Source organism: Roseateles sp., assembly GCF_965262435.1.
In the GTDB taxonomy this organism is placed as follows: Bacteria; Pseudomonadota; Gammaproteobacteria; order Burkholderiales; family Burkholderiaceae_C; genus Paucibacter_A.
The window spans coordinates 4953100-4979535 of sequence record NZ_OZ253537.1 but is presented as its reverse complement, the minus strand read 5'-3'; the positions used below and the strand labels follow the sequence as shown (position 1 = coordinate 4979535).

The 26436-nt window shown below is 67.9% G+C and carries 25 protein-coding genes and 1 pseudogene; 9 read left to right on the top strand and 17 right to left on the bottom strand.

From position 1 onward, the window contains the following. The first annotated feature begins 98 nt into the window (after positions 1-98). Complete coding sequence (locus ACQY39_RS21435) at positions 99-1277, top strand: acetyl-CoA C-acetyltransferase (protein ID WP_428509695.1); 1179 nt, start codon at positions 99-101, stop codon at positions 1275-1277. Positions 1278-1436: 159 nt separating this feature from the next. After that, complete coding sequence (gene phbB, locus ACQY39_RS21430) at positions 1437-2174, top strand: acetoacetyl-CoA reductase (protein ID WP_428509693.1); 738 nt, start codon at positions 1437-1439, stop codon at positions 2172-2174. A gap of 157 nt (positions 2175-2331) precedes the next feature. On the opposite strand, the gene ACQY39_RS21425 is transcribed toward phbB, so the two are convergent. The 12 genes from ACQY39_RS21425 to phnG all read right to left on the bottom strand — a co-directional run bounded on the left by ACQY39_RS21425 (position 2332) and on the right by phnG (position 12310). Further along, positions 2332-2883, bottom strand: coding sequence for an N-acetyltransferase family protein (locus ACQY39_RS21425; RefSeq protein WP_428509691.1), 552 nt, complete (start codon positions 2881-2883; stop codon positions 2332-2334). Then, a complete protein-coding gene (locus tag ACQY39_RS21420; RefSeq protein ID WP_428509689.1) occupies positions 2880-3830 on the bottom strand; it encodes an alpha/beta hydrolase in 951 nt (316 codons plus the stop codon). The genes ACQY39_RS21425 and ACQY39_RS21420 overlap by 4 nt, the downstream gene beginning before the upstream one ends. After that, positions 3823-5037 (bottom strand): M48 family metalloprotease, encoded by a 1215-nt coding sequence (locus ACQY39_RS21415; protein ID WP_428509687.1) that lies wholly within the window; start codon positions 5035-5037, stop codon positions 3823-3825. Before ACQY39_RS21415 ends, ACQY39_RS21420 begins: the two co-directional genes overlap by 8 nt. Next, positions 5034-5774, bottom strand: coding sequence for a phytanoyl-CoA dioxygenase family protein (locus ACQY39_RS21410; RefSeq protein WP_428509685.1), 741 nt, complete (start codon positions 5772-5774; stop codon positions 5034-5036). The genes ACQY39_RS21415 and ACQY39_RS21410 overlap by 4 nt, the downstream gene beginning before the upstream one ends. After that, positions 5771-6271: a hypothetical protein gene (locus ACQY39_RS21405; protein ID WP_428509683.1), complete on the bottom strand. Its 501-nt coding sequence runs from the start codon at positions 6269-6271 to the stop codon at positions 5771-5773. The genes ACQY39_RS21410 and ACQY39_RS21405 overlap by 4 nt, the downstream gene beginning before the upstream one ends. A gap of 87 nt (positions 6272-6358) precedes the next feature. Further along, positions 6359-7522, bottom strand: coding sequence for an alpha-D-ribose 1-methylphosphonate 5-triphosphate diphosphatase (locus ACQY39_RS21400; protein ID WP_428509681.1), 1164 nt, complete (start codon positions 7520-7522; stop codon positions 6359-6361). Between the two features lie 31 nt (positions 7523-7553). Then, the gene (gene phnL / locus ACQY39_RS21395) at positions 7554-8294 is read right to left on the bottom strand and encodes a phosphonate C-P lyase system protein PhnL (protein WP_428510899.1); all 741 of its coding nucleotides are present in this window, start codon (positions 8292-8294) and stop codon (positions 7554-7556) included. Positions 8295-8316: 22 nt separating this feature from the next. Beyond that, complete coding sequence (gene phnK / locus ACQY39_RS21390) at positions 8317-9090, bottom strand: phosphonate C-P lyase system protein PhnK (RefSeq protein WP_428509679.1); 774 nt, start codon at positions 9088-9090, stop codon at positions 8317-8319. Next, entirely contained in the window at positions 9087-9977 is an 891-nt protein-coding gene (locus ACQY39_RS21385) for an alpha-D-ribose 1-methylphosphonate 5-phosphate C-P-lyase PhnJ (protein ID WP_428509677.1), read from the bottom strand. Before ACQY39_RS21385 ends, phnK begins: the two co-directional genes overlap by 4 nt. 106 nt (positions 9978-10083) lie before the next feature. Next, a complete protein-coding gene (locus ACQY39_RS21380; RefSeq protein ID WP_428509676.1) occupies positions 10084-11181 on the bottom strand; it encodes a carbon-phosphorus lyase complex subunit PhnI in 1098 nt (365 codons plus the stop codon). Between the two features lies 1 nt (position 11182). Then, the gene (gene phnH / locus ACQY39_RS21375) at positions 11183-11827 is read right to left on the bottom strand and encodes a phosphonate C-P lyase system protein PhnH (RefSeq protein ID WP_428509674.1); all 645 of its coding nucleotides are present in this window, start codon (positions 11825-11827) and stop codon (positions 11183-11185) included. Positions 11828-11830: 3 nt separating this feature from the next. Beyond that, positions 11831-12310, bottom strand: coding sequence for a phosphonate C-P lyase system protein PhnG (phnG, locus tag ACQY39_RS21370; protein ID WP_428509672.1), 480 nt, complete (start codon positions 12308-12310; stop codon positions 11831-11833). 159 nt (positions 12311-12469) lie between these two features. On the opposite strand from phnG, the gene phnF reads away from it, so the two are divergent. The 4 genes from phnF (at position 12470) to ACQY39_RS21350 (ending at position 16130) form a co-directional block, all read left to right on the top strand. Next, positions 12470-13243 carry a phosphonate metabolism transcriptional regulator PhnF gene (gene phnF / locus ACQY39_RS21365; protein WP_428509670.1) on the top strand — a complete coding sequence of 258 codons (774 nt, stop codon included), beginning with the start codon at positions 12470-12472 and terminating at the stop codon, positions 13241-13243. A gap of 101 nt (positions 13244-13344) precedes the next feature. Further along, positions 13345-14511: an alpha-D-ribose 1-methylphosphonate 5-triphosphate diphosphatase gene (locus ACQY39_RS21360; protein WP_428509668.1), complete on the top strand. Its 1167-nt coding sequence runs from the start codon at positions 13345-13347 to the stop codon at positions 14509-14511. Next, positions 14508-15269 carry a DUF1045 domain-containing protein gene (locus tag ACQY39_RS21355; protein ID WP_428509666.1) on the top strand — a complete coding sequence of 254 codons (762 nt, stop codon included), beginning with the start codon at positions 14508-14510 and terminating at the stop codon, positions 15267-15269. The genes ACQY39_RS21360 and ACQY39_RS21355 overlap by 4 nt, the downstream gene beginning before the upstream one ends. Positions 15270-15434: 165 nt before the next feature. Then, positions 15435-16130: a hypothetical protein gene (locus tag ACQY39_RS21350; protein ID WP_428509664.1), complete on the top strand. Its 696-nt coding sequence runs from the start codon at positions 15435-15437 to the stop codon at positions 16128-16130. Between the two features lie 25 nt (positions 16131-16155). Here ACQY39_RS21350 and ACQY39_RS21345 read toward each other — a convergent pair whose 3' ends face one another. Beyond that, a complete protein-coding gene (locus tag ACQY39_RS21345) occupies positions 16156-16557 on the bottom strand; it encodes a hypothetical protein (RefSeq protein ID WP_428509662.1) in 402 nt (133 codons plus the stop codon). Positions 16558-17025: 468 nt separating this feature from the next. Here ACQY39_RS21345 and ACQY39_RS21340 point away from each other — a divergent pair, with 468 nt between their 5' ends. From ACQY39_RS21340 to ACQY39_RS21330, 3 genes and pseudogenes are all read left to right on the top strand, one after another. Continuing rightward, on the top strand, positions 17026-18063 hold the full coding sequence (locus ACQY39_RS21340; RefSeq protein ID WP_428509660.1) for a sigma-54 interaction domain-containing protein: 1038 nt from the start codon (positions 17026-17028) through the stop codon (positions 18061-18063). A gap of 511 nt (positions 18064-18574) precedes the next feature. Next, positions 18575-19566 (top strand): annotated as a pseudogene (locus ACQY39_RS21335) (esterase-like activity of phytase family protein); the annotation flags it as partial. Between the two features lie 84 nt (positions 19567-19650). Continuing rightward, a complete protein-coding gene (locus tag ACQY39_RS21330; RefSeq protein WP_428510897.1) occupies positions 19651-19767 on the top strand; it encodes a PEP-CTERM sorting domain-containing protein in 117 nt (38 codons plus the stop codon). A 323-nt stretch (positions 19768-20090) separates the two neighbouring features. Here ACQY39_RS21330 and ACQY39_RS21325 read toward each other — a convergent pair whose 3' ends face one another. Genes ACQY39_RS21325 through ACQY39_RS21310 form a run of 4 tightly spaced genes read right to left on the bottom strand, consistent with a single transcriptional unit; the run spans position 20091 to position 26431 of the window. Beyond that, complete coding sequence (locus tag ACQY39_RS21325) at positions 20091-21521, bottom strand: eCIS core domain-containing protein (RefSeq protein ID WP_428509659.1); 1431 nt, start codon at positions 21519-21521, stop codon at positions 20091-20093. A gap of 30 nt (positions 21522-21551) precedes the next feature. After that, positions 21552-21872, bottom strand: a complete 321-nt coding sequence (locus ACQY39_RS21320) for a hypothetical protein (RefSeq protein ID WP_428509658.1) — start codon at positions 21870-21872, stop codon at positions 21552-21554. Positions 21873-21912: 40 nt separating this feature from the next. After that, entirely contained in the window at positions 21913-22635 is a 723-nt protein-coding gene (locus tag ACQY39_RS21315) for a carboxypeptidase-like regulatory domain-containing protein (RefSeq protein ID WP_428509656.1), read from the bottom strand. A gap of 4 nt (positions 22636-22639) precedes the next feature. Next, the gene (locus ACQY39_RS21310) at positions 22640-26431 is read right to left on the bottom strand and encodes a DUF6519 domain-containing protein (protein ID WP_428509654.1); all 3792 of its coding nucleotides are present in this window, start codon (positions 26429-26431) and stop codon (positions 22640-22642) included. Positions 26432-26436: the final 5 nt, after the last annotated feature.

The following is a 26436-nucleotide window of genomic DNA, read 5'->3' as shown; positions in this document are numbered from 1 at the left end:
TGCTGAAACCTAGTTGAAACCCTGATCTGCTAACCTGTTATCTGTGGGTGCCGGAATGTGGTTCCCGTGGAGACGCAGCCTCACCCTGGAGACGAGAAATGACCGATATCGTGATCGTGGCGGCGGCCCGTACCGCCATTGGCAAGTTTGGCGGCAGCCTGGCCAAGACCGCAGCGCCCGAGCTGGGCGCGGTGGTGATCAAGGACCTCTTGCGCCGCAGCGGCCTGGACGGCAGCCAGATCGGCGAAGTGATCCTGGGTCAGGTGCTGACCGCCGGCTCGGGCCAGAATCCGGCCCGCCAGACCGTCATCAAGGCCGGCCTGCCGAACACCGTGCCGGCCATGACCATCAACAAGGTTTGCGGCTCCGGCCTGAAGGCCGTGATGCTGGCGGCCCAGGCCATCCGTGATGGCGACAGCGAGATCGTCATCGCTGGCGGTCAGGAAAACATGAGCTTGTCCCCGCATGTGCTCCCGGGCTCGCGCGATGGCCAGCGCATGGGCGACTGGAAGATGGTGGACACCATGATCGTCGACGGCCTCTGGGACGTCTACAACCAGTACCACATGGGCATCACGGCCGAGAACGTGGCCAAGCAATACAGCATCAACCGCGAAGCGCAAGATGAGCTGGCCCTGGCTTCGCAGCAAAAAGCCGCGGCCGCCCAGGACGCCGGCCGTTTCAAGGACGAGATCGCCGCCGTCACCATTCCGCAGAAAAAGGGCGATGCCATCGTCTTTGAGGCCGACGAGTTCATCAACCGCAAGAGCAATGCTGAGGCCCTGGCGGGCCTGCGCCCGGCCTTCGACAAGGCCGGCAGCGTGACGGCCGGCAATGCCTCGGGTTTGAACGACGGCGCCGCTGGCTTGATGCTGATGAGCGCGGCCAAGGCCGCCTCGCTGGGCCTGACCCCGCTGGCCCGCATCGCGTCTTACGCCAGCGCTGGCCTTGACCCGTCCATCATGGGCATGGGCCCGGTGCCCGCCGCCCGCAAGGCCCTGGAGCGCGCCGGCTGGAAGGCGCAAGACCTGGACCTGCTGGAGATCAATGAGGCCTTCGCCGCGCAAGCCTGTGCCGTGCATCAGGAAATGGGCTGGGACTTGAGCAAGGTCAACGTCAACGGCGGCGCCATTGCCCTGGGCCACCCGATCGGCGCTTCGGGCGCGCGCATCCTGGTCACCTTGCTGCACGAGATGCAGCGCCGCGACGCCAAGAAGGGCATCGCCTCGCTGTGCATCGGCGGCGGCATGGGTGTGGCCTTGACGGTTGAGCGTTGAATTCAGATTAGGGCCAAACCCGCTTGACCCCAGGCGGGGCTTGCGGGAACCTTTGAGCGCGTCTTTGGCAACACACAACAACAGAACCTCGGCCATCGCGTAGGACGCGGCGACGGCGCGAGGTCATCGTTTCAAAGCCATGGAGGCAAGGAGTTTTTTATGAGCCAGAAGATTGCGTATGTGACCGGCGGTATGGGCGGCATCGGTACCGCCATGTGCCAGCGTTTGCACAAGGAGGGTTTCAAGGTCATCGCCGGTTGCGGCCCCAGCCGTGATTTCACCAAGTGGATCAATGAGCAAGCGGCCTTGGGCTACACCTTTCACGTCTCGGTCGGCAACGTCGCCGACTGGGATTCGACAGTCGAAGCCTTCGCCAAGGTCAAGGCCGAGCATGGCCCGGTCGATGTGCTGGTCAACAACGCCGGCATCACCCGTGACGGCATGTTCCGCAAGATGAGCCGCGGCGATTGGGATGCGGTGATCGACACCAACCTGAACTCCATGTTCAACGTCACCAAGCAGGTGATCGAGGACATGCTGGACAAGGGCTTCGGCCGCATCATCAACATCTCGTCCGTGAACGGCGAGAAGGGCCAGTTCGGTCAGACCAACTACTCGGCCGCCAAGGCCGGCATGCACGGTTTCACCATGGCTCTGGCCCAGGAAGTGGCGAGCAAGGGCGTGACGGTGAACACGGTCAGCCCCGGCTATATCGGTACGGACATGGTCAAGGCCATCCGCCCCGATGTGCTGGAAAAGATCGTCGCCACCATCCCCATCAAGCGCCTCGGCACGCCCGAGGAAATCGCCGCCATCGTCGCTTGGCTCGCCGGGGAAGACTCCGGTTTCACCACGGGTGCAGACTTCTCCTGCAATGGTGGATTGCATATGGGGTGATCAGGGACAGGCTGCAGCCCTGCGGCTGCAGCCTCGCCCTGATCACGCCGGCCGCGTCTCGCGCGGACCGGCCGGGCAATCACTTGGGTCTGCGCCTCGCGCAGATTCAGCGCAAACAGCGCCCGGCCTCCAAAGCCGGGCGTTTTTTTGTTTGTCGCTAGGCCTCGCGCCTCAGCGCCCGCAGCAGTTCGCCCGGCGATGGCCACACATAGCGCCACTCCGCCGCTTCGCTGTCATCCTGCAGCGTGATCACCACCCGCTCGGCCGGCCGTGCGCCCAGGTGTTCGTAGACGGCCCGGGCGGCGGTGTTGGCTTCGAAGACCCAGAGGTACAAGCCCAGCTCGCCCGCATCCCGGGCACAGCGCTCGCTGAGGGCAAGCAGCAGTTGCCGGCCGATGCCCTGACCCTTGTGATCGGGCCGCACATGGAGGTTGTCCAGCAGGCTGCCCCATTGCGCATCGAAGGCGGGAAGCGCAAAGGTGAAGCCCAGTGCCTCGCCTGAAGGATCGCGAGCGATGTAGCCAAAGCTGCCCTGCGAGGGCTCGCTGATCAGGCGGCGGGTCCACAAGGCCAGTCGGGTTTCGACCACCCGTTCGCTGTCGAGGAAAGCGTCACTGAAGATACCGCGGTAGGCGCTGCGCCAGCTCTCGCGGTGCAAGGCGGCCACATCGGCCAGGTCCTCGGGGTGTATGGGATGGATGGAGATCATGGTGTGGCGGTGAGGACGGCAGCAGCGTCAGCGCGCAGCCGCTGGATCAGAAACGCCAACACGCGTTGGCGGTAGGCTTCGGGCGCAAAAGCCTGCAAGTCGGTGTGATGAGCGCCTTCGACCAGCCACAGCGCTTGCAGCTGCGGCGCGGCTGCCGCCATGCGCTGGGTTTCGGCGGGCGGCGTTTGTGTGTCCAGCTGCCCACCAGCCACCAGCACCGGCGTGTCCAGCTGGCGCAGCGCCTGCTCGGGCCGCAGTTGCGCCGGCTCCACACCCAGGCGCAGCGGAAGCTGGCTCAGCAGCAGGGGCGTCAAACCACGGCTCAGGAACTCACCGATCCGCACGCGCAGGCGGTTGTGCACCGCCTCCTCGATGGTCGGGTAGACCGACTCCAGCACCACCGCCTGCAGCGGTCCGCGCTGCGCCGGTGGCAGGAGCAGCAGCGATGCGCCGCCCAGGGACAGGCCAATCACGCCGAGCCTTTCCTGTGGCAGCTCGCGCCGCAGGAAGTGCAGCGCGGCGGCCACGCCTTGCGATTCGCGCCAGCCAAAGCTGATCCGCTGGCCGCTGCTTTCGCCATGCGCCGGCAGGTCGATCAGCAGCACGCCCAAGCCCGCTTCATGCAGCAGGCGTGCCCGCGCCAGCATCTGGCCGCGATGGCTGCGCACGCCGTGCAGCAGCAACACGGCGCCGCGCCCGGGCCGGCCGGGGGAGAACCAGCCGCTGACTTGGCCTGAGGTGCTGGGCAGATGAATGGTTTGTGCGTTCAGCTCCTGCGGTGCCTCGCCGACTGCATGGGGTGCCGATCGACTGAGCAGTTCGCCAGCGCCCGCGACCAGCAGCAGGGTCAGGAGCGCAGCGGAGCCGAGCGCCAGCGCCCAGCGACGTGGTCCCAGAGCTCGCAGGCCGGGATCGTTGCAGCTTGGAGAGGCGCCCTTGTCATCCATGAATGGTCGCCAGCTTCAGGTTGACCATCTCGCGTTCCCTGTGCGCGAGCAGGCGCTGAACTTCGGCCTCGATCGCGCTCGCCTCCTGTTCAGACAGTTGCACAAGTGGTGGGCCTATGGGCGGCTGCGCATTCAGCATCTCGATCCGCAACTCGGTCGGCGGGTGGCTGGTGTCGCTTTGCCAGAGTGTGGCCCGCGACTCCTCACGGTAGGCCTGCAGTTTTTCCGCGGGAAGGGCATGGACGGCAGCGCGGAGCGCGGCGCCCAGTTCAGCCCCGCCGGACCGGCTTGGGTTCAAGGCATGGGCCTGCACGGCAAACTCCAATTCATCCTGCAGGTAGAGGCGCTCCAACATGGACCGCATGGCCGCGACGCCAGCGATCTGGGCACCGAGACGGTCGGCGAGGTATTCCGCGCTTTGCGAGGCTCGCAAAGTCAGCATCCACAGGGCACGGGCCAGGGCCAGGATGCACTCGGAGCAGGCCAGCATCATCAGCTCCAAGGGCAGGGCCAGCAGCGATCCAAAGGGGCCGGACCCCGTACCGGCTCCGGCCTCACCCAGGCTCAGAGGACGAAGCCCCGAGGCCCAGGCATGCAGACTGTTGATGGCGCCATGCAAGACCTGACCCCGCATCGGATCGCCATTCGCGCCATGCGCGATCTCGTGTGCCATGAGGGCGACGCGCTCCTCGCCGGACAGCACCGCCATCAAGGGCGCCCCGAGCTCCAGATGGCGTGTTTGGCGCCATCCAGCGCTGCGGTAGTTCGCGTTGAACTCCGCTGAAACGGCCAGAGCATCGGGCGCCGGCGCCTGCATGGCGGCTGCGATTCGCTGAGCCAGGTCGTGCAGCGCAGGGTAGTCGCTTGGGCTCAGGGGATAGTCGGGCCCCTCGTTCCGGCGCGGGCGCGCCAAGACGCACATCAGCCCCGCCATGACGGCGCCTAGGGGTAGCAAGAGGTTGCTCCAGGGCTGCACAAGCAAGACCAGACACAGCGCAGCAAAGCCCAAAGCGCTCAGATGCACTGTCATGGCCAGGAGCCATGCAGCCAACAGGCTTGGCGTCCAGGGAATGCTTCGCTTGTTGGGGCGCATGAGCGGCTGCCGAGAGATCTGCTCGAACAAGCTCAAGGCCATGTGCCGGCCGATGTCGCGGCGCACTCGGTCCCAGCGAGAACTGTTGCCCGCGCGTTCTGTGCTGAGGCTCATGATGCTCGGATTCGGCTCTGGAGCTGCGAGCGATCAGGCGCTGCGGCCACGGACCGAGCCCAGCGCAGGCCCCAGGGCAGCTGTGGCGGACCGAAGACAAAGTGCAACACACGCCTGCGACTGCTGCTGTGGCTGGCCGACTTTGATGAGGCATGCATGAGCAAGGGGCGCATGGCCAGCACATCGCCGATCTGGGCCAGGCACTGCTGAGCGACTTGCTCTGGATCCCGGACATACCCGATCACGCTTCGGCCTTCTCGATGCGAAGCGGGGATGACTCTCAGTGCACCGTCCTCGGCACTGCAAGGATCCAAATGCAGCCGCAAGGCCAGCATCTGGGGCAGCACCTCATCGGGAGCATGAACAAACTGCTGTCCCTGCTTGATGGACCATCCACTGGCGCGGGTTTCTGCGACGCGCCCGGCCACGGCAATGCTCAGGTCTTGATGCATGGGCACCAGCCAATTGCGATCTGCACGCTTCTCGAAGTAATTGCACTGCACGGCCACATGATCGTCGGGTAACAAGCCCAAACTGCGAGCTTTGCCATGCAGATACATGGCCAGCTCGACACACCAGTCCTGGTCCAGCAAATCTCTCGAACCCACCCCAGCTCCATCGCTCAGCGACTGGCAGCGCTCTGCCCATTGTTGACACGCCGAGGGTGTGCAGACGGCCGGCAGCGGAATCCAACCTTGGTCATGCAAATGCTGCGCCTCAGGCGATAGCCCTTTCATTGCGGCTCCAGCACGATCTGTTCCTGCGCCGTGCCCAGGCTGAGCCGGCGGATGCGCAAGGTGGCGCGAGATTTCGGCAGGCCGCCCGCCTCCTGCTTCAGCTCCATTCGGCCATGGGCCAGGGCATGCAGCTCAACATGCGTCAGCTGCGGCCCGAGGGCAAAGACCAGGGCCTGGTGATCGGCCGGCACCGCCGGGTAGCGGATGACGCGACCGCAGACATTGCGGCCGGCATGGATGAAATCGCAGATGGCTTCGCGTGTGCTGCCGGGCTCGAACTGATACACCCGGTCCCAGCCAAAGCTGGTGAGTTGGGCCAAGTCGAGCTGCTGCGCGGACGGGTCACGCGTGATCTCGCCAATGCGCTGGCTGATCTGGCCAGTGCCGGCGCCGAGTTCGCTGCAGGCCATCAGCAGCAGGGAGCTCAGCCCGGTGACCATGGATGTTAGAAGCCGAGCGCCCAGGCGCGGCTTGGCGAGGTGAAGGACTCTGAACATGGCAGGCGGGTGGAGTGCTTGAAGAAGATGCCACAGATGTGCAGCATTCTCGCCGGCTCTCCGGCCTCGGCCTGCGAACCGGCAGTTTCAGCGGCCTTGGTAGTCCACCGCAAACACCGGCTTGCCCGCGCACCAGACGCGCTCCACCGCCGCCTGGCCGCCGGGCCGGGCCACGCTGATCAGGTCGGCGCGCAGGCCGACCGCGATCTCGCCGCGGTCGTTCAAGCCGGCGGCGCGGGCCGGGCCCAGGCTGACCAGGCGGGTGGCTTGGGGCAGACCCAGGCCTTCGCGATGGACCAGGGCGTCGACGGCGGCCAGCATGGTGGCGGGCGCGTAGTCGGCGCAGAGGCAATCGGCCACGCCGGCGTGGATGGCATCGAGGGCGCGCATATTGCCGCTCTGGCTGCCGCCGCGCATGACATTGGGCGCGCCCAGGATGGTGGCCAGGCCGGCGGCATGGGCGGCGCGGGCGGTTTCCAGATTGATGGGGAACTCGCTCATGCGGGCGCCCAGGCTCTGCATGGTCAGCACCCGCTGCGGGTCGTCGTCGTCATGGCTGGCGGTGGGCACGCCGCGTTGCTTGGCCCGTTCCATCACGGCCAGCACGCGTTCGTCCGCGCTTCGGCGGGCCTGCATCTTTTCCTCGGCCATTTGCAGGGCGGCTTGCTGGCTGCTGCCGTGGTTGCCCATCATGTAGGCGACATAACTGTCCAGATGCTTGAACTGGCCCTGGCCCGGGGTGTGGTCCATGATGGAGAGCAGATCGACGCCGCCTTCGTCCAACAGCCCCAGCACATGGGGCAGGGCGCTGAGGTCGGTGATCTCGTAGCGCACATGGACGCGGTTGTCGATCAGCTCATGGGCTTTCAGGCGGCGCAAGGCGCGCACCAGCTCCGTGGCCGTCTCGTTGTTGCGCACGCCCCATTCGGCATGGGCGAATGACAGCGCATGGTAGGGCGTGGTGATGCCGGCCGCGGCATTGCGGCGGTCGATATTGATGCAAGCGAAGTCCAGGGGGAAGAGCACGCGGGCGCGCGGTTCCACCTCTTTCTCAACCGCGTCGCAGTGCAGGTCCACCATGCCGGGCAGCAGCCATTGGCCGTTCAGGCTCAGCTCGGGCGCGCCGCCGCCGGACTCGGGGTTGATGGCGGCAATGCGGCCGTCGGCGCCGATCAGCAGCGAGGCGTCGTGCAGCTCCTGCTCGGCCAGGACGATGTGGGCATGGGTGAGGTAGAGCGGGGTGGTGTTCATCGGGTGCGCCTTTTCTTTCACGGGGCAGTGTTCAGGCGGCCATCTCCATCTCGGCTTGGCTTGCGGCTGAGCTCAGGGCTTGCAGGGGAAGGCGCTGCGTTGCCACGGCCTCGCGCACCTCGGCATCATGAAAAATGCCGACCACGGCCTGGCCGGCGGCGCAGGCCTCGCGGATCAGGGCGATGACGACGGCGCGGTTGGCCGCGTCGAGCGAGGCGGTGGGTTCGTCCAGCAGCAAGAGGGGCTTGGGCGCGATGAAGCCGCGCGCGATATTGACGCGCTGCTGCTCGCCGCCCGAGAAGGTGGCTGGCGGCAAGCCCCAGAGCCGCTCGGGCAGGTTCAGGCGCTCCAGCAGCTCGGCCGCGAGCTGCATGGCCTCCTCGCGCCCGGCACCCAGGGCTTGCAGCGGCTCGGCCACGATGGCTTGGCTGCTGACGCGCGGAATCACGCGCAGGAACTGGCTGACATAGCCGACCGTGTCGCGGCGCAGAGCCGTGAGCCGCTGCGGGCTGATGCGGCAGAGGTCCAGGATCTCATCCCTGTCCGCCGCGCGCAGCAAGATCTCGCCGCTGCTGGCCAGGTAGTTGCCGTAGAGGCAGCGCAATAGGCTGCTTTTTCCCGCGCCTGAAGGACCGTCCAGCACCAGGCAGTCGCCGGCGTGGACCTTGAAGGACACCGCGTTCAGAACCGGCAGCTCCAGGCCGCCTTGCTGGTGCAGGGTGAAGGTCTTGCTCAGGCCCCGGACTTCGAGGACGGGATGATTCTTGTTGATGGACATGTCGTGATCTTTCATTTCATGCGGCCAAGACCGAAGACACCAGCAGCTGGGTGTAGGGGTGCTGCGGGTCGTCCAGCACCTGGTCGGTCAGGCCGGTCTCGACGATGCGGCCATGGCGCATGACGATCAGGCGCTGGGCCAGCAGGCGGGCCACGGCCAGGTCGTGGGTCACCAGGATCACGGCCAGGTCCAGCTCGGCGGCCAGGCCGCGCAGCAGGTCCAGAAAGCGCGCCTGCACCGAGACATCGAGGCCGGCCGTGGGTTCATCCATGAAGACCAGGCGCGGGCGGCTGACCAGGTTGCGGGCGATCTGCAGGCGCTGCTGCATGCCGCCGGAAAAGCTGTTTGGGGCGTCGTCCAGGCGCTCGGCCGGAATCTCCACGCGCGCCAGCCAGTCAGCCGCCGCGCCGCGGATGTCGCCGTAATGCCGTGCGCCCACGGCCATCAGCCGCTCGCCGATATTGGCGCCGGCCGAGACTTGCATGCGCAGGCCGTCACGCGGGTTTTGGCGCACAAAACCCCAGTCGGTGCGCCAGAGTTCGCGCAGCTGGGCCTGGGTCAGCGTGCCGAGGTCGGTGAGGCCGCGGTCCTTCAGGTCGTACTGGATCTGGCCTTCATCGGGCTGCAGCTGGAAGGCCAGGGTGTTGAGCAGGGTCGATTTGCCCGAGCCCGACTCACCCGCGATGCACAGCACCTCGCCGGGGTAGAGGTCGAGGTCAATGCTTTCGCAGCCGATGCGGGCGCCGTAGCGCTTGGCCAGGCCGCGGACTTGCAGCAAGGGGCGGCTCATGCCTGCGCTCCTGCAAAGCCAGCAGCGCTGGTGGGGCTGTTCTGCGTGCCGCGGTGGCCCCCGGCTTGGCGCGTGTTGCAGTACTCGGTGTCGGAGCAGACGAACATGCGCTGGCCCTGGTCGTCGAGGATGATCTCGTCCAGATAGGACTCGGTGGCGCCGCACAGGGCGCAAGGCTCGCTCCAGCGTTCGATCGCAAACGGGTGGTCCTCGAAATCGAGCGAACGCACATCGGTGTAGGGCGGCACGGCGTAGACCCGCTTCTCACGGCCGGCGCCGAAGAGCTGCAGGGCCGGGCTCTGGTGCAGCTTGGGGTTGTCGAACTTGGGGATGGGCGAGGGCCGCATCAGGTAGTGACCGTTGACGATGACGGGGTAGTCGTAGGTGGTGGCGATGCGGCCGTGGCGCACGATGTCCTCGAACAGCTTGACATGCATGACGCCGTATTCGCTCAGCGCATGCATGGTGCGGGTTTCGGTCTCGCGCGGTTCCAGCCAGCGCAGCGGCTCGGGGATGGGCACCTGGAAGACCAGGATCTGCCCGTCCTGCAGCGGCGTCTCGGGGATGCGGTGGCGGGTCTGGATCAGCGTGGCCTCGCGTGTGGCCTCGGTGGTGCGCACGCCGGTCACCTTCTGGAAGAAGCTGCGGATGTTGACCGCATTGGTGGTGTCGTCCGCGCCCTGGTCGATGACCTTGAGGCAGTCGCTCTGGCCGATCACCGCGGCCGTGACCTGGATGCCGCCCGTGCCCCAGCCATAAGGCAGGGGCATTTCGCGGCCGCCGAAGGGCACCTGGTAGCCGGGCAGGGCCACGGCCTTGAGCAGGGCGCGGCGGATCATGCGCTTGGTGTGCTCATCCAGATACGCGAAGTTGTACCCACTGCTCATGTGCGCCCCTCGTTCGATGTGACCATCGACCGATCCCCCGAGGGGATGTGGGCCGGCTTGGGAGCGGCCCGGCGCTCGGCCCACGGCCGATTTGCCAGCAGATGCTTCATTTCACTTGCTCCTTGTCCCACTCCGCCCGCAAGCGCCGCAGCAGCTCAAGATTGGTTTGAAAGTCCACGTAGTGCGGCAGCTTCAGGTGCTGCAAAAAGCCCGAGGCCTCGACGTTGTCGCTGTGCGAGAGCACGAACTCCACGTTGTTGGCGGGCAGCTCGCTGTCCTCGCCAAACTCCTCGGCGCGCAGCGAACGGTCGACCAGGGCCATGGCCAGGGCCTTGCGCTCGGCGTGGCCGAAAGCCAGGCCGTAGCCGCGGGTGAACTGCGGCGCGGTGTCGGCGCTGCCGTGGAACTCGTTGATCAGCTGGCACTCGGTCAGCTCGACCTCGCCGATCTCGACCGCGAAGCCCAGCTCCTCGATGTGCATCTCGACGGGCACGGCGCCGTAGCGCAGCTCGGCCGCAAACGGGTGGGTGGTGGCATAGCCGCGCTGGGTGCTGTAGGCCAGGGCGAGCAAAAAGCCCTCGTCGCCGCGTGCCAGGTTCTGCATGCGGGTGGCGCGGTCGGCCGGGAAGAGCAGGGGCTCGCGGGTCAGGTCGGGCGGCGGCGTGGCGCCGGGCGCTTCCGGCTCGGCCGCTTCCAGCAGACCCTCGCGGCTGAGCAGATCGGTCACGCGCGGCGCGTGCAGAGGCTCGGCGCGGGCGGCACTGTGGGCAGCTTGCGCCTCGCTGCTGCTGGAGGACTCGCGCATCAGGCCAAAGTCCAGCAGGCGCTGGGTGTAGTCGAAGCTCGGGCCCAACAGCTGGCCGCCGGGCAGGTCCTTGAAGGCCGAGGAGATGCGGCGCTCCAGGCGCATGCGGCCGGTGTCCAGAGGTTCGCTGTCGCTCAGGCGCGGCAGGGTGGTGCGGTAGGCGCGCAGCAGAAAGATCGCTTCGATCAAGTCGCCACGCGCCTGCTTGATGGCCAGGGCGGCCAGGTCCTCGTCGTAGAGCGCGCCTTCGCACATCACGCGGTCCACGGCCAGGCGCAGCTGCTGCTTGATCTGCTCGATGCTGAGCTCGGGCTGGGCGCTGTCGCCCCGGCGCGCCTGGGCCAGCAGCTCGCGCGAGGCCTCGATGGCGCGCTCGCCTCCTTTGACGGCAACGTACATCTCAGAGCTCCCAATCGATGAGGGTGGTGCGCGGCAGGGCCAGCAATTGGCGATCCGCGCACAGCACCAAATCCACGCCGAGCGGAAAGCGCCGGCGGTTTTCTTGCACAAAAGCCTGGCTGGTCGCGGACCAGCCGGCCACCTCGATGCGCGTCTCGCCCTGGATGCCGGGGCCGCGCAGGCGCAGTGGGCCGTTTCCTGTTGCCAAGGCTGGCACTTCGATGAAGAGCGTGGCCGAACGGTCGGGGTAGGCGGCATCACCGAGGCGCAGTGCGTCCAGCGTCGGCAGCGCTTCCAGGCCGTGCAGCATCAGGAACTGAGCCTCGCCCATCTCCGCGACCAGGGGGCAGCCGGCATGGAAGCGCAGGTGCTCCCCCGCGGCGCCGCTGCGCAGCTCGAGCGGCAGCCACAGCGGCGTGTCGCGGTCGGCCAGGGCCAGCAGCAGGGCGGTCAAGGCCGGCTGCAGGCCGGCGGGTGCGCTCAATTCAAAAGGTAGCTTTTGCAGGCTGCCGGGCCGGGACATGGCGTCCAGCAGGCAGCGGAAGGCCTGCTGCGCGTCATGCACCGGGTCGGCAAAGCCGGGCAGCAGCTGCTCGAGGTGCAGGCCGGCGGCGGGGGCGCTCGCGTTCATCGCATTCATGTTCATGGCTCAGTCCTCGCCCCGCACCAGGGTGTAGAAATCCACCTTGCTGCGTGCCACTTCGGCGGCGCGGCGGGCGTGGCGGTCTTGTTCGGCCTCGGCCAGGGGGCGCAAGAGCCGGGTTTGCAGCTGGGGCGCCCAGTCGGGCGTTTGCAGCAAGGCATCGGCCAGGGCGACCAGCTCGGCATGGCGCGGGTCGCTGCCGCGCACGGTGCCCACGCCGACGCTGGCCGGCAGGCCCGCTGCTTGCAGGCGCAGGGTGCAGCGGGTGACGGTGGCCTCGCCCAGATTGAAGACCTGGCCGCCGCCGCCGAGCCGGCCGCGCAGCATCAGCATGCCGGTCTCGGGCCGGCGCAACCATTCAAAGTGGGGCAGGGGCTGCAGCTCGGCCAGCTGCTGCTCCAGATCCTGAGGCCGGGCGCGGGCCAGCAGGCCCAGGGCGTGGCGGCGTGCGTCCTGCGCTGCCGCGAGAGGGATGTGTGATGACACGTCGGATCCCGTCAAAGCATCTAATCGTCTAGACGACTTGCGGCGGCCATGTGCCGGCAAGCCCTGGCGATGCGGCGCATTCTTCAGGGCCGACATGAATCTTTCGTGAATCGTCTCTAAGCTGTTTGGCAACCGTGATCCAGGGAATAGAGATTCAGCATGCAAGAGCAGCGTGGCCAGGTGGTGGAACGAGGCACCGGCGTGGCGGTGTGGCGCCAGATCGAGGCCGCGCTGCTGCGCGACATCCGTGAGCGGCATTACGCCGCCGGTGAGCGCATCCCGAACGAGACCGAGTTGGCCGAGCGCTTTGGCTGCAACCGCCACACGGTGCGCCGCGCCCTCGGTGTGCTGGAGCGAGAAGGTCTGCTCCGCGTCGAGCAGGGCCGTGGCACGTTTGTGCAGGAGCATGCGATTGCCTACACCGTGGGCAAGCGCACCCGCTTTTCGCAGAACCTGTCCGGCCAGGGCCGCAGCGGCCATATCGAGCTCTTGCGCGCCAGCGAGCTGCCGGCCACGCCGGAGCTGGCGCAGGCGCTGGAGCTGGCGCCCGGCACGCCGCTGTTACAGCTGTTGACCTTGGGCCATGCCAGCGCAGGTATCGGGATTCAGGATGCGGTCGCCGCGCGCGCCATCAATCTGGCCCGCCACAGCTTCGAGGCCAAGCGCTTTGCCGGCTTGGATGCGCTGCTGCGCGAGAGCGGCTCCATCACCCAGGCCTTGCAGCATTTCGGCGTGCAGGACTACACCCGCGGCCAGACCCGGGTGATGTCGGCCCTGCCCGATGCAGAGGCCGCGCGCTTGCTGGCCCAGCCGCGCTCGCGGCCGGTGCTCTTGGTCGACTCGGTCAACCGCTGCAGCGAGCAGGGGCGCGTCTTCCAGCACACCCTGGCGCAGTTCAGCGGTGACTGGGTGCAGCTGGTCTTCGAGCCTTGAGTGTTGCGGGCTGGCGGCTTCGCGTCATGCCCTTGTCAAAGCCAGGCGCTAGGCTGGGCGCTGTGAATCGGTTCTGACAATGTGAAGGAAGTGAACCCGCCATGCTGAGCCCTCAACGCGTTGCCGCCTTGTCCACCATCCGTGGGGGCCAGGTCTTGCGCCCCGGCCAGCAATGGCAGGAGAACGAGCTGGTACTGGGCATCCGGAATGGTCGCTTGGTCGATGGCGCCTTGCCCGGGCCGGCCCTCGATGCCAGTGGCTGCCTGGTGCTGCCCGGCATCGTCGATTTCCACGGCGACGCCTTCGAGCGCCAGATCATGCCGCGCCCTGGCGTGCATTTCCCGCTCGACCTGGCCATGCTGGAGACCGACAGGCAGCTGGCCAGCAATGGCATCACCACCGCCTTGCATGGCCTGACCTATTCCTGGGAGGGCGGCCTGCGCGGCGGCGACACGGCGCGCGAGCTGCTGGCCGCGCTCGATTCTCTGGAAGGCCGCCTGCTGGTGGACCACCGCCTGCATCTGCGCTTCGAGTGCCACAACGTCGAGGGCGAAGACCAAGCCCTGGCGTGGCTGCGCAGTGGCCGCATCGGCCTGCTGGCCTTCAACGAGCATCTGCCCATGATGCGCAAGAAGCTGGACAAGAAGCTGCAAGACTATGCCGACCGCGCCGGCACCGACGGCGCCGGCTTCATCGCCTTGCTGGAGCAGGCGGCCGCGCGCGGCGCCGAAGTGCCGGCCCTGATCGAGCGCCTGGCGGCCGAGTGCCGCCGCCTGGGCATCCCCATGGCCTCGCATGACGACGACAGTGTCGCCACACGCGCGCGCTTCCAGGCTCTGGGGTGCACCATTTCCGAGTTCCCGCTCAGCACCGAGGTGGCGGCCATGGCCAGCGCCGAGCGCTCGCCCGTCGTGTGTGGCGCGCCCAATGTGCTGCGCGGCGGCAGCCATGTCGGCGCCCCGCGCGCGGCCGACCTGGCCGGTGCCGGCCTGTGCAAGATATTGGCCTCCGACTACTACTACCCGGCGCCCCTGCATGCGGCCTTCAAGCTGGCGCGCGATGGGGTCTTGCCCTTCGCAGCCGCCTGGGACTTGGTGTCAGCGAACCCGGCCCAGGCCCTGGGCCTGCAGGACCGCGGCCAGCTCAGCGAAGGCCGCCGCGCCGATGTGCTGGTGGTGGATGCGCAGGAGCCGAGCCGGCCGCGCCTGGTGGCCACGCTTTGTGCGGGCCGCATTGTCTATCTGGCCGAAGGTGAGCGTCTGCTGTGAATGCCCTGATTTCCTCACCCCCTGCGGCGCTTCTCCCCGCCAAAATTCACCGTTACGCCGTCTACTACGCGCCAGCCGCCGGCAGCCCGCATGCCGAGCTCGGCGCCCGTTGGCTGGGGCGTGACGCCTGGAAGCCCGGCCGCCTGCTGGCGCCTGAAACGCTGGGCGGCCTGGGGGACGAGACGCGTGCGGCCCTGTGCCGCAGTGCCCGGCGTTACGGCTTGCACGCCACGCTCAAGCCGCCGTTTGAGATGGCCGAGGGCTGCAGCTTCGAGGAGCTCGATGCCGCCTTGTATGCCCTGGCCGGCCGCCACGCGCCTTTCGAGCTGCCGGTGCAGGCGGCTCGCTTGCACAACTTCCTGGCCTGGCGGCCCGCTGCCAGTGCCGGCGCCGGTTTGGACGAACGTCTGATGGCCTTGGCCAGCGACTGTGTGCAATCGCTCGACCCCTTCCGCCGCTCGCCCAGCGTGGCCGAACTCCAACGCCGCCGCAGTGCCGGCCTGAGCAGCGAGCAAGAGGCTTTGTTGCAGCGCTGGGGCTATCCCTTTGTGATGGAAGCTTTCCGCTTCCACCTGACCCTCAGCGATGCGCTCGCGGCCGAGCAGCTGGCCGCCGTCGAAGCGGCCTTGCAGCAGGCCTGCGCGCCCTTGCAGGGTCAGCCCCTGCACATCGATGCCTTGAGTCTGTTTGTGGAGACCGAGCCTGGTGCGGACATGATCGGGGTGGCGCGCTACGCACTGGCGGGTGAGCGGTCCTGAGGGTAGGCCGTGTGCTCAGAAGCTTGCCGGTCTCTCGTACCTTAGCCGGACTGCCGTGAATTCAGCTGAAGTGTGAGATCGAGCCCATCGATCGCTGAATCGGTGGCCATCGCCGCTCAAGCCTGACCCGCGCGGGCCGATGACGGGGCAGGGAGGCGACCTGCCATGCGCTGCTGGATCATCTGCTTGACCTTGACCCTGTTGGCCGGGCCGCTGGCTTTGCCGGCCCTGGCTGCGGACCTGAGTGCGACCGAAAACCAATGGCTGCGGTCCGCCGCGCCCGTCCTCGCCTACGCCCGTGGCCAGGGCCTGCCCATGGACATCATCGTCCAGCCCCAAGTCGCGGCTGGCCTGGCTCCGCTGGCCATGGCCTTTGTGGCCGGGCGCTGCAAGCTGGTGCTGTCCATGCGCGGCAACCCGGAAGCGCAGGCCACCTTAGACCGCATCCCCGCGCCGCTGCGCGACGCCGCTGTGGAACTGATGGTGGCCCATGAATTGGGCCATTGCCGCCGCTACCTGGACGGCGCCTGGGCCAGCGTACCGGCCGGCTTTGTACCCAAGCTGCCTTCCGGCCTGAGCGACGAGTACCGCGAGGCCTTTGGCGCCATGATGGAGGCGCGGCGCGAGGAAGGCTACGGCGATCTGGTCGGCCTGGCCTGGACGCAGATGCGCCACTCCGGGCAATACCGCTTGCTTTACGACTGGCTGGCCGCCTTGCGCGCGCAAGACCTGATCCCGGGCAGCCACCACGACACCTTGGCCTGGGTGCGCCTGGCCCAGGACGGCGCGACCTTGTCGCAGGCCGGCCTGTTTGCCGGGCCGGCTGCGCTCTGGGCTCGTGGCCTGCAGGGCGCGAACTGAGTCCTGAGCTGTATCGGTTGACGCTCTAGACGCCAGCTTTGTCGCTATCGGCCCGCGGACTGTGCCGGGCTTTGTCTTCTGCCGTACCGAGCAAATTGCCGGCGGCGGCGCCTCCCAGGGCGCCGGCCACCGCGCCAACCGAACCGCCCAGCACCACGCCCACCGGGCCGCCCACCATCACGCCGACGGCGGCACCGCCGACCAGGCCGCCGCCGGTCAGCACCGAGTTCGCTTCACGCTCGGCCGCAGCGGGCGACAGCAGCTCTTGCGCGGCCGGGTCGGGGTCTTGCGAGGGCACACCGTGGCCAGGGCGGGCTTGTTCGACCAGGTCTGGGTCCTGCGTGCCCTCCAATGTCGGCCCAGTCTCGGGGCTTGGCGATGCGCTTGTGGATGCCAGGGGGTGCTTGGGGTTTGCAGTCGTGTGCATGGTGCCGTCCTTGGTTTGGGTTGAGTGGCCCGGGCGGGCCTGGCCTGATTCAAGTGCTCTTGTACGGCAGCCGTCGCCTGCTGGCTGTGCGCTCGCGGACCATCGCGCTGTAGGACAAGCGGAGAGCTTCCCTAGGGAAGCTCTGCATAAATCAGCCCGGCCCCTGCTAGCGCGGCCTCGGGCGATCTGCGGCCTTGCACTTCTCGCCAATAGCTACGGCTATTGGCTTCAAACTGCGCCTTGCAGCCCATCCCGATCCGAACTACATCGTCTCGCCCCGATTTATGCAGAGCTTCCCTAGCTCCAGGCCCCGCTGAAGTGCAAGGCCCGCCGGCCAGGCCACATCCTCAGGGCTGGGGATGCCGCGCTGAGCTAGCCGCTTGACCTAGGGATTGGGCTCGTGCCGCCCGCGCCACTACGCTGCGCTTCTTGGGTTGTGCTGCGCACACCCGCCATTGATTGCGTGCCATGAACCCAAGTCCACAGCTGCCCGAGGGAGGGCACCCCGCGACGCAAGCGGCCAATATTGATGCCCGTCTGCGTCATTTCGTCGGCAGCAATGCCGCGTTCCTGAACCAGGTGGCCCGGCTGGCCACCTTTGCCGCCTGCGATGCCGGTGTGCTGCTGCTCGGTGAAACCGGCACCGGCAAGGAAGTCTTTGCCCAGGCTCTGCACTATCTGTCGCAGCGCTCCGCACGCCCCTGGGTGGCGGTCAACTGCGGTGCCTTGCATAGCGAGTTGATCGAAAGCGAGCTGTTTGGCCATGTGCGTGGCGCTTTCACCACCGCCCATGCCAACCGCAACGGCCTGGTGCGCGAGGCCGAAGGCGGCAGCCTGTTCCTGGACGATATCGACTGCCTGCCGCTGACGGCCCAGGTCAAGCTCTTGCGCTTTCTGCAGGAGCGCGAGTACCGGCCGGTCGGCGCCAATCAGCTGCAGCGCGCCGATGTGCGGGTGATCGCGGCCAGCAGCCGGCCGCTGGCGCAGCTGGTGGCGCGCAACGAATTCCGCCAGGACTTGCTGTTTCGCCTCAATGTGCTGACGCTGGAGCTGCCGCCGCTGCGCGAGCGCCTGGACGATGTGGCCGCCCTGGCCGAGCATTTCATCGCCCGCTTCAACCAGCGCCATGGCCGCGCCATCTCCGGCCTGGCGCCAGCGGCCCTGCAGCGCTTGTTGGCCCACCCCTGGGCCGGCAATGTGCGCGAGCTGCAGCATGCGGTCGAGCGCGCCGTTCTCTTGGCCCGCGGGCCGCTGCTGCAGGACAGTGATTTCGACCTGCCCGGCAGCGTGGCCGCGCCGGCCGCATCCCCGGCCGGTGAATCGTTTCGCGCCGCCAAGGCCCGGGTGGTGCGCGGCTTTGAGCGCAGCTACATCGAGCAACTGCTGGCCCATTGCGCCGGTAACGTCACCCACGCCGCCCAACAGGCCGGCAAGAACCGCCGCGCCTTCTTCGAGCTGATGCGCAAGCACCGCATCGCGGCGGCCAGCTTCCGCTCGGAGGCCTGAGGGCGGGCGTTTGCGAGTAAGTCAGCAAGCAAGGAAGTCGAAGTCGAAGTCGAAGTGTGAGACGACAAAGCCACGGCTCTGGCGCGTAAGGCAGGCCAAGAGCTTGGCGGGGGGCTGAGCTGCAGGGGCTGCGTGGTCCGCGCAAAAGCTACTGCGACAGCCACGGTAGCAATCCGGCTTCAATGACCGGCGTCACCCAATGGAGCCGGGCAGTCTTGGGTCTTCAGCGGCAGCAAGCTGCCCAGAGCTTCTGTACAGGATTTGATCTTGGGCGCGATGCCGGAAGTTCGCCTCGTCACTCTGCGGGGCGAACCAAGACACCGAGGGTCAGGTCTTGCCGATCGATTGAAAACCCCGCCCGTGCGCGTGCACGAGACTCAAACGAATTTGTCTGACTGCAAGACCTGATCCTTGACTCGCCTTGATCTGTTCGACTCATGGGACGCCGCCATACTTTCACCGGCGCTCGCTAGGCTCATCGGCATTCCTAAACCCTTCTGGAAAGCCCCTCATGAAGTACCGTGCGCTCCTTCCCTTGGCCTTGGCTTTCACCGTGTTTAGCAGCCAGGCGGCTGACTTCCAACTGCGCCTGATTGGCAGCACCTCCGTGCCCACGGGCACGATGTTTCAGGGCGTGGAGTTCGGTGGCATCTCGGGCCTGGACCGCGCGGCCGACGGCAGCTACTACGCCATTTCGGATGACCGTGGTGGCGAGCGCGGCACACCGCGCTTTTACAACTTGAACCTGGACTATGACGGCAAGGGCTTCAAGGCCGTGACCATCAACAGCCAGACCACTATGAAGCGGCCCGACGGCAGCGCCTTCCCGTCCAACGCCCGCACGGTAGACCCCGAGAGCATCCGCGTGGCGCCCAATGGCAATCTGTACTGGTCCAGCGAAGGCAACTGGAACGCCGACCCCAAGCTGCGCTTCCAGCCCTTTGTCCGTGAGATGAGGGCCGACGGCAGCTTTGTGCGTGAGTTCAACACGCCGGCCATGTTCAATTACGTGGACAACGCGACCACCGGTGGCCGCAACAACAAGCTTTTCGAGGCGCTCACCGTGGCCCGAATGGCACGGTTTGGACGGCCAACGAAGATGCTCTGATTCAAGACGGCAGGATCACTTCCATCCACAACGGCAGCACCGTGCGCGTCACCGCGCTGAACCCGCTCACCGGCCAGTCCGGCGCGCAATACGCCTACCAACTGCCACCCATCCCCGTGGACGCCGCCCCGGGCGCACCCTTCGGCCCGGACAACGGCCTGCCCGAATTGCTGGCCTTGTCGGACACCCGCTTTCTGGCTGTGGAACGCGCCTTCGCCTCGGGTGTGGGCAACACCATCCGCCTGGTGCTGACCGACACCACCGGCGCCAGCGATGTGAGCGGCATCGCCAGTTTGAATGGCGCCAGCGGTGTCACCGCCATGAGCCGCGAAGTGCTGCTGGAAATGGCGATTCAGTACCAGGGCGTCACCCTGGACAACACCGAGGCCATCACTTGGGGCAAGACCCTGGCCAACGGCAACCGCACCCTGGTGCTGGCCGTGGACAACAACTTTGCCGCCAACCAAAGCACCCAGTTCATGGCCTTTGAAGTCAGCGCCGTGCCCGAGCCCCACAGTTGGGCCCTGATGCTGGCCGGCTTGGTCGGCTTGGCGGCTCGCCGTCGTGTGCCAGGCCGCGGTCGCCGCGTGGTCTGAGGGCTGAGTGGCACAGGGTCAGGTCTTGCGACCTGACCCTGTTTTCTTTTCAGCGCTGAATGCCCGCCGCCACGCTGAACCCTTGTGGCTCGCCCTTCCTCACCGAGGCCTCCTCCGTATCAGCCACGACGAAGGAAAGGGGACTACGACGATCCTGGAACGGTTGACCCATCCAAAACTCCCTTTGGCCAGGTCTGCTGCGCATGGCCGAGGCTCGCCAGCCTCTGTGCCTCAGCTGCGTCTCTGTGGGCTGCTGCCGGCCTTGCTCTCTCTATCTCTCTCTATCGCTCTCTTGTGAAAGCGCGCCATCCCCGCCTTGCTCGTCAAGCCACGCGGCTGTCCCCCGGCCTTGGCGGACGCGGGGTCTCTCCAGCCGGGCGCGGCGGGGAGCTGTTGTCCAGGTTGACGTCCTGGTTGCCTTCGATGGCGTCCCAGCGGCTGGCAGCGTCGCGCAGCTGGGTGCTGCCGCCACAGCTGGCTGCGGGTGTGGGCGTGAAGCGCACAGTGCCGGCCGCATCGATTGCGTAGCCCCAGCTGACACAGCCCAGCGGATAGCGGCTGCTGCCGTTGACGCAGATCAGGCAGGTCTGGAAATCTTTGCCCACGCTGCGGGCGCTGTCCCAGTCGCCGGGTGAATCCCAAAGCAGGGCTGGCCTGCGGGAATTGCCGGCCTGGCCGGCCCAGAGCTGCGAATAGAAGGGGTTGGTCGACGACTCCAGGGAGTCGACCCGCCAGCCGCGCGAGGGTGCCGCGCTGTCGCCCCAGCCCGAGCGCTGCCGGCGTATCGCCGTGCCCGGGTCAGCGGTGCTCAGGCTGCCATCGGCCGCCACTGTCGTGTTGCGCAGCGTTTGCACCAGCTCCAGTGTGTTGCAGGCCCAGCAGTCGTTGTCGGGCCTGGCCGAGATCTTGACGTAGACGCCACGCACCACCCGCCCGCCAGCGGCGGCGTAGGGATACGTGCCTTTGTAGGCCTTGGCAAAGTCGAAGTGAATGCCGCAGCCCTCGGCGCCGAAGCAGTTGTTGGCCGAGGCACTGCTGCCGTGCACGCCGTTCACCGTGCTCATGCTGCCGTCACTGATGCCGGTGGCCACACCGGCCGAACTCTCGAACTCCGAATCGGTCAGGCGCTGCAGCCGCTGCACCGCAAGCGGTGTGGGCTGCGGCCGGGGCAGGGTCTGGCCGGGGCGGGCGGGCGCCAGCACGGCGCTGGCGATCTGTTCGGCTTCGCGCTCGTGGTGGTCGTTGCTGGGCCCGAGGCTCAGCGCTTGCACGGCGCTGGCCTGGCGCTGCTGCAGGGTGTGGGTCAGTTCGTGAGCCAGGGTGCGTTGGCCGCCGGCGGTTTGCGGCGCGAACTCGCCGGCGCCGAAGACGATGTGCTGGCCCACGGTGTAGGCGCGCGCCCGGACCGCCCGCGCCGAGGCTTCGGCCTGGGCCCCGCGATGAACGCGCACGGCCCCGAAGTCGGCTCCGAAACGCGGCTCCAGCTGTGCGCGCAGGGCTGGTGCCAGCGGCTCGCCGGCGCTGCGCAGCAGGGGCGCGACGCTGGCGGTGTCAGGTTTGGCTTGGCCTGCGGCCTGCGGCTTGCCGGCGCAGCGCGGGCAAGTGCCGCCGCAGCTGCAAGCGCCCTTGTTGCTGTACTTTCCGCCGCCCAGCGGCGCCGCCTCTTGCGCAGGTGGCCGTCGCTCGCTCCCGGCGCGCTGGGCTGCTGGGCGTGAGCTGCTTTTCTGTCGCGGGGTTTGTTGCATCTGGCTCATGGGTTTTCTCCTGCGGCTGGGCCGCTCGGTTCAAGGTGGCAGGACCAGGGCGCGCAGCAAGCGCGCCGGCCCGCCCGCAGTGGGCCAGACCAGGCCGGCAATGGGCGCGGCCTTGGCGCAGCCCGCTGCCATGCCCCAGTACAGCACCGCGGCGGCGCCCTGGACCGGCGTGCAGTCGGCCGGCGCCTCGGGGTCGGGTGTCAGGTCGGCGCCGGCCAGTGCGCGCGCTTGCTCGGGTCGGCGGCTGTCCAGCCAGGGCGGGTGCCCAACCCGGGCCAGGGCCGCGTCGGCGTCGTCGCCGGCGCGCAGCGCCTGGTCCAGGGCTTTCAGCAAGAGCGCATCGGAGTTCATGGTGAGCTCGGAACGACCGGTGGCTTGGGGGCCTTCATCATCACAAATCCGAGGGCTTGCTGCCCCGGCCCTTGGGTTTCGTATCCAGTCCTGCTCCCAGATTCGTCCCTAGCCCCAAACGCTTCAACTCATCGGCCTTCAGCACCAGATCGCATTGCCGGACCACGCCACGCCCCAGGCTCAGCGCCTCGATGGCGGGCTCCAGCTGCTGCTGGCCATGGGCCAGGCGCAGGCCCAGATCGCTCTTGGGGTCGAGGCGACCGGCCAGCTCGGCCGAGAGTAGCAAGGCGTAGTAGCCGGCGCTATCGCTCTCCACCGGCGCCAGGCCGGGCAGGCTCTCTTTGCCGAGGCGCAAGCTCACTTGCAGTCCGGCGACGGGGCGGCCGGTTTCATCGCTGATGCGGCCGTGCAGCAAGGCCTCAGTCTTGCGCACCAAGGGCACGCGAATCAGAGACAGCTCAGCCTCTTCATCCAGCACCCGGGCGCGCTCCAGGGCCTGCTGCGCGCCGGCCAGCAGGGCGGCGGCGCGCCGGTCCTTGGGGTCGCGCCGGGCCAGGCGCTGGCTTTCGGCCGACAGCAGCAGCTGCGCGGCCAGCTGCAGCTCGCGTGCTTGCAGCAGCTGTTCGCTGCGGCCGCTCTGAACGCCTTCGGTGATGGCTTGCAGGTCCTGCTTGAAGCTCTTGTCGCCGCGGTTCAAGACCGTCACCGTGGCCGGCGCGGCGCTCAGAAAGGCGGTGTTCTTGCCCAATGCTTGCTGGTTCATGGGACTAGGCCTTGATGCTGTGGTTGACCGGCTTGAACAGCAGCGCGGTGATCATGTTCAGGCGCGCGCAGACGGCGCTCGGGAACAAGACCTGGTTGCCGCTTTGCACGGTATGGGGTGGGCTGGGGTCGGTGTCCTGCGAGACGATGCAGTGGTCACCCTGGTTGAAGCTGGTGTTGTTCATGCGGCTGGAAATGGTCAGCAGCGAGAGATTGCTCACCGCCGCGCGCTCGCGCAGGCGGTTGCCGGTGGCGCGCAGGCTGGCCGCCCAGATCAAGGTGTTGGCGAAGACCGGTGCGGTCTGGTCGGTGTAGACCTGGTTGTCGGCAAAGCCCAGGTCGTCGAAGGACAGCAGCAGCTGGGTCAGCGGCGCCTGCTGCAGGGCGCCGGCGCGCACCTGGTTGCAGTTGAACTGGGTCGCGCCGCCCGGCAGCAGGGCGGCGGCCTGCGCCTGATGGGCCTTGGCCTGCACCGTCTGCAGGCGGGCGCCGACGCGTGGGCTGCTGAGTGCGCCGGCGGGCTGGTTGCCGCCATCGGCTTCCGCGCCTTCAGCGTTTTCAGCGCCGGCCTGGGCGCCCTGCATCTGCACCGACAAGCCGCTCTGCTGCACGCCGGCCAGATTGATCAGCAGCACCGTGCCGACCAGGGCATCGAGCTGCTTGCCGCCGGCCGAGCGCTCGCTGGCGAGCACATTGTCATTGACCATCAGCGGACCCAGGGCCAGCACTACCAGGGCGCAACCGACCGGCTGCTCGATGTGGTTGGCCAGCAGGCGCGCGGCGCTGGCCGAGGGCCGCGGCGAGCCGGACTGCGCCGGCGCCAGCTTGATCTGGCGCAGCAGGGCGAACAGGCCGAAGTTCGCCACCGCCTGCAGCAGCACGCCGCCGCGCTTGCCCGGCTGCAGCTGCGCGTTCGCCTCGGTCGGCAGGGCGCCGTTGTCGACGATGGTGTTGTGGCTGATATCCAGCGTCTCGCCGTACTGCACATAGATGCCGCAGACCGGGTCGATGCCGCTGCGGCCATGGCCCTCGATGCGGTTGCCGCTGATCGCGCCCTCGTCCACCATGCCGAGCGAGATGCCACCCAGACCGCGCTGCTGCGCCGCCGCGCGCAAGGCCGAGTCGAAGGGATTGCGCAAATTGCCCAGCAGCTGGTTGTCGCGGATGGCCAGGCCGATCACCGGCGAGCCCAGCAGGGCCAGTGCGGCCGCCAGGGAGCTGCGGCGGCGCAGGCCCCCCGCCGGGATTGGCGATGCCAGCGGCACGCCGATGCCGCACAAGCCCATGGCGCTGATGCGGTTGCGCTCGATGGCGATGTCGTAGAGAAAGCCCAGCTCCGGCGGGGGCGGCGTGACGCTGCGCTTGAGCAGCACCGTCACCAGCAGCACATTGCCATCCTGCACGGGCTGGACGTCGACCTTGTCGATCTCCAGGTCGACCGCGCCCTCGCTGATCTCGTAGGTGCCCTCAATGAGGCCGGCCTGGAACAGACCGTCGGGGCTGGACGAGGTGAAGGTGCGCTGGGTGCCGTCCTCGCGCCGGCGCAGGGTGATCTGCACGCCCGGCAGAGGTTTCTCATCCGGGCCCAGCACCCGGCCTTGCACACGCGCATCGCGCCCGCGCGGCACGGTGAAGCTGGGGGCGGGGGCCGGGTCGCCCGGCGGCTCCGTGGGCTGGGATGCCGGCGAGCCCAGCGTGATGCCATTGCCTGCGCCGCCGCACAGCTGGTTGTCCAGCACTTGCACCCGTTCGCTGCCAGCGCGCAGCACGATGCCACCTTGCGCACGGTAGGGCCGCAGCAATTGCAGCAGCAGGCTCAGGGGCAGCTGGATCTGCCAGATCTTGTTGACATAGGCGATGAAGACGCGCGGCCGCTTGTAGACGCCGACCAGGCGCACGCAGGGGTCCACCGGGTTGATCGGGTCCTCTGGATCGTCCGGGTTGTCGCGGTCTACGGGCGGCGTCAGCTCGGCCGGCAGCAGGCCGATGTCGTTGCGCTCGATGCGCACATCGTCGCCGGCCACATCGAGGGCGGCCAGGCCGCCGGGTTTGTCGAACATGCGGATGTGGTTGTGCTCGATGTTCAGATGGCTGGCCTTGACGGCGCGCAGCGCATGGGTGCAGGCCAGGATGCGGTGGCCGCTGATGCGGATGTCGTCGCACAAGCCTGGCTCGCTGCCGGCGATCCAGAAGGCCGTGCCGCCCAAGGTGACCAGGTCCATGTGCTCGATCTCGACCCGGCGGGAGTCGATCACGCTGAAGATGGGCTGGTCCAGCGCCCCCTCGCGCGGCAGCACCCGGGTGCGCGCGCCGCAGCCACGGATGCTGACGTTGACCCGCTGCTGGATGACAGCATTGCAGTGATGCAGACCCGGCAGCAGGCAGATCTCGCCGCCCTCGGCCGGTAGGTGGCGCAGGGCCAGCTCGATGGAGTTGAAGTCGCCAAAGCTGCTCAGGCCGTCGCCGACGATGTAGCTGCAGCAGATCTTTTGCTGGCTCAGCGGCCGGAAGATCTTCCGGCAGTCCTCGATCTGGCCCAGCTCCCAGCGGGCGCTCAGATCGGCCTGCCAGTGGATCTCGGCCAGCGCCACGCGCCGGATCACCCGGCCCGAGGGCGGCGCCGCCAGCGGCCAGTGCGGCGGCTCGAAGCTGAGGCCGTTGGCGCGCACCGGGAAGCTCCACCAGTCGCCCGGGCGGTAGTTGGACAGGTCGGCGGCCGGCGGCTCGAAGTGCAGCTCGATGCCCTCGCGGAACAGCAGCGGCGCGCCGCCGGCATAGGGCGCAATCGGCTCGATGCCGTTCCAGAGGCGGAAAAAGGCGGTGCCGCCGGGCCCGGCCGGCCAGGCGCCGCTGATCTGGCTCAGCGTCAGCTCGCCGTCGCTGCCCAGGGCGGCCTGGGCGCTGCAGCGCAGGGCCCAGTGGCCCAATGCCGCGTCGTAGGCCAGGGCCTCCAGGTAGAAGCTGCTGCTGCCGCTGAGCTGGATGGCCGCCTGGTTGGCCGTGATGTCCACCCGGCCGCTGCCGGGCAGGGCGCCGGCCGTGAAGCTGCCGCGCCCGACCAGGCCGCCGTTGAACTGCGACCATTTGAAGCGCGCCTGGCCGCCGGCCGGTTCGGCGATCTCGATGCGGTAGAGGAAATGCTCCAGCCCGGTGTAGCCGCCGGCGGCCTCCAGCGGGCAGTCGCCGTTGATGACGATGGCGGCCGCCGGTGTGACGCTGAGCTTGCCGCGCTTGGCCGGGTCGTCGACCAGGGCGGCCACCGCCGCGCAGTCTTCGTTGGGCCCCAGGCGCAGCAGGCGCAGTTGGGTGAAGGCGCGCACCCGCTCGGTGGTGTCGGGCCCGCCCAGGGCCGGCTCGATCAGGTTTGCGGCATCCTGCCAGCCATTGACCGTGTCCTCGAAGACCTCCAGCACCACCGCATCGCGCACCCCGGCGCCAATGCTGGCGGCGCTGACGGCAGCCGTCAGCGGCGGGCCCAGATAGCTGGCTTCGAACTTGCTGTCCTTGGCCAGGGTCACCAAGAGGCCCGAGGCCCAGGCATGGCCGGCGGCCAGGCGCAGCTGGATGCCGGCGGCACTGCTGCGTGCCTCTAGCACCTGCCAGGCCGCAGCGGCGCTGGCCGGCACGGCCAGCAGGCCCCAGCCAAAGCTGTCGCCGGCGGCCTGGGCGCGCAAATGGGCGGCGATGGCCTGGGCGTCGTTCCAGTCGCGGTCCAGCAGCACGCGGCCCTGCTGATGCAGGACGCCGCTGTAGCCGCTCGCGGGGTCGAAGCCGATAAAAGAAAAGTCGCCCTTCATGATCA

Bases quoted from the DNA above. Each gene is read 5' to 3' on its own strand.
- ACQY39_RS21435 (WP_428509695.1), top strand. From the start codon at position 99: ATGACCGATATCGTGATCGTGGCGGCGGCCCGTACCGCCATTGGCAAG.
- phbB (WP_428509693.1), top strand. From the start codon at position 1,437: ATGAGCCAGAAGATTGCGTATGTGACCGGCGGTATGGGCGGCATCGGT.
- ACQY39_RS21425 (WP_428509691.1), bottom strand. From the start codon at position 2,883: ATGATCTCCATCCATCCCATACACCCCGAGGACCTGGCCGATGTGGCC.
- ACQY39_RS21420 (WP_428509689.1), bottom strand. From the start codon at position 3,830: ATGGATGACAAGGGCGCCTCTCCAAGCTGCAACGATCCCGGCCTGCGA.
- ACQY39_RS21415 (WP_428509687.1), bottom strand. From the start codon at position 5,037: ATGAGCCTCAGCACAGAACGCGCGGGCAACAGTTCTCGCTGGGACCGA.
- ACQY39_RS21410 (WP_428509685.1), bottom strand. From the start codon at position 5,774: ATGAAAGGGCTATCGCCTGAGGCGCAGCATTTGCATGACCAAGGTTGG.
- ACQY39_RS21405 (WP_428509683.1), bottom strand. From the start codon at position 6,271: ATGTTCAGAGTCCTTCACCTCGCCAAGCCGCGCCTGGGCGCTCGGCTT.
- ACQY39_RS21400 (WP_428509681.1), bottom strand. From the start codon at position 7,522: ATGAACACCACCCCGCTCTACCTCACCCATGCCCACATCGTCCTGGCC.
- phnK (WP_428509679.1), bottom strand. From the start codon at position 9,090: ATGAGCCGCCCCTTGCTGCAAGTCCGCGGCCTGGCCAAGCGCTACGGC.
- ACQY39_RS21385 (WP_428509677.1), bottom strand. From the start codon at position 9,977: ATGAGCAGTGGGTACAACTTCGCGTATCTGGATGAGCACACCAAGCGC.
- ACQY39_RS21380 (WP_428509676.1), bottom strand. From the start codon at position 11,181: ATGTACGTTGCCGTCAAAGGAGGCGAGCGCGCCATCGAGGCCTCGCGC.
- phnH (WP_428509674.1), bottom strand. From the start codon at position 11,827: ATGAACATGAATGCGATGAACGCGAGCGCCCCCGCCGCCGGCCTGCAC.
- phnF (WP_428509670.1), top strand. From the start codon at position 12,470: ATGCAAGAGCAGCGTGGCCAGGTGGTGGAACGAGGCACCGGCGTGGCG.
- ACQY39_RS21360 (WP_428509668.1), top strand. From the start codon at position 13,345: ATGCTGAGCCCTCAACGCGTTGCCGCCTTGTCCACCATCCGTGGGGGC.
- ACQY39_RS21350 (WP_428509664.1), top strand. From the start codon at position 15,435: ATGCGCTGCTGGATCATCTGCTTGACCTTGACCCTGTTGGCCGGGCCG.
- ACQY39_RS21345 (WP_428509662.1), bottom strand. From the start codon at position 16,557: ATGCACACGACTGCAAACCCCAAGCACCCCCTGGCATCCACAAGCGCA.
- ACQY39_RS21340 (WP_428509660.1), top strand. From the start codon at position 17,026: ATGAACCCAAGTCCACAGCTGCCCGAGGGAGGGCACCCCGCGACGCAA.
- ACQY39_RS21330 (WP_428510897.1), top strand. From the start codon at position 19,651: ATGGCCTTTGAAGTCAGCGCCGTGCCCGAGCCCCACAGTTGGGCCCTG.
- ACQY39_RS21325 (WP_428509659.1), bottom strand. From the start codon at position 21,521: ATGAGCCAGATGCAACAAACCCCGCGACAGAAAAGCAGCTCACGCCCA.
- ACQY39_RS21320 (WP_428509658.1), bottom strand. From the start codon at position 21,872: ATGAACTCCGATGCGCTCTTGCTGAAAGCCCTGGACCAGGCGCTGCGC.
- ACQY39_RS21315 (WP_428509656.1), bottom strand. From the start codon at position 22,635: ATGAACCAGCAAGCATTGGGCAAGAACACCGCCTTTCTGAGCGCCGCG.
- ACQY39_RS21310 (WP_428509654.1), bottom strand. From the start codon at position 26,431: ATGAAGGGCGACTTTTCTTTTATCGGCTTCGACCCCGCGAGCGGCTAC.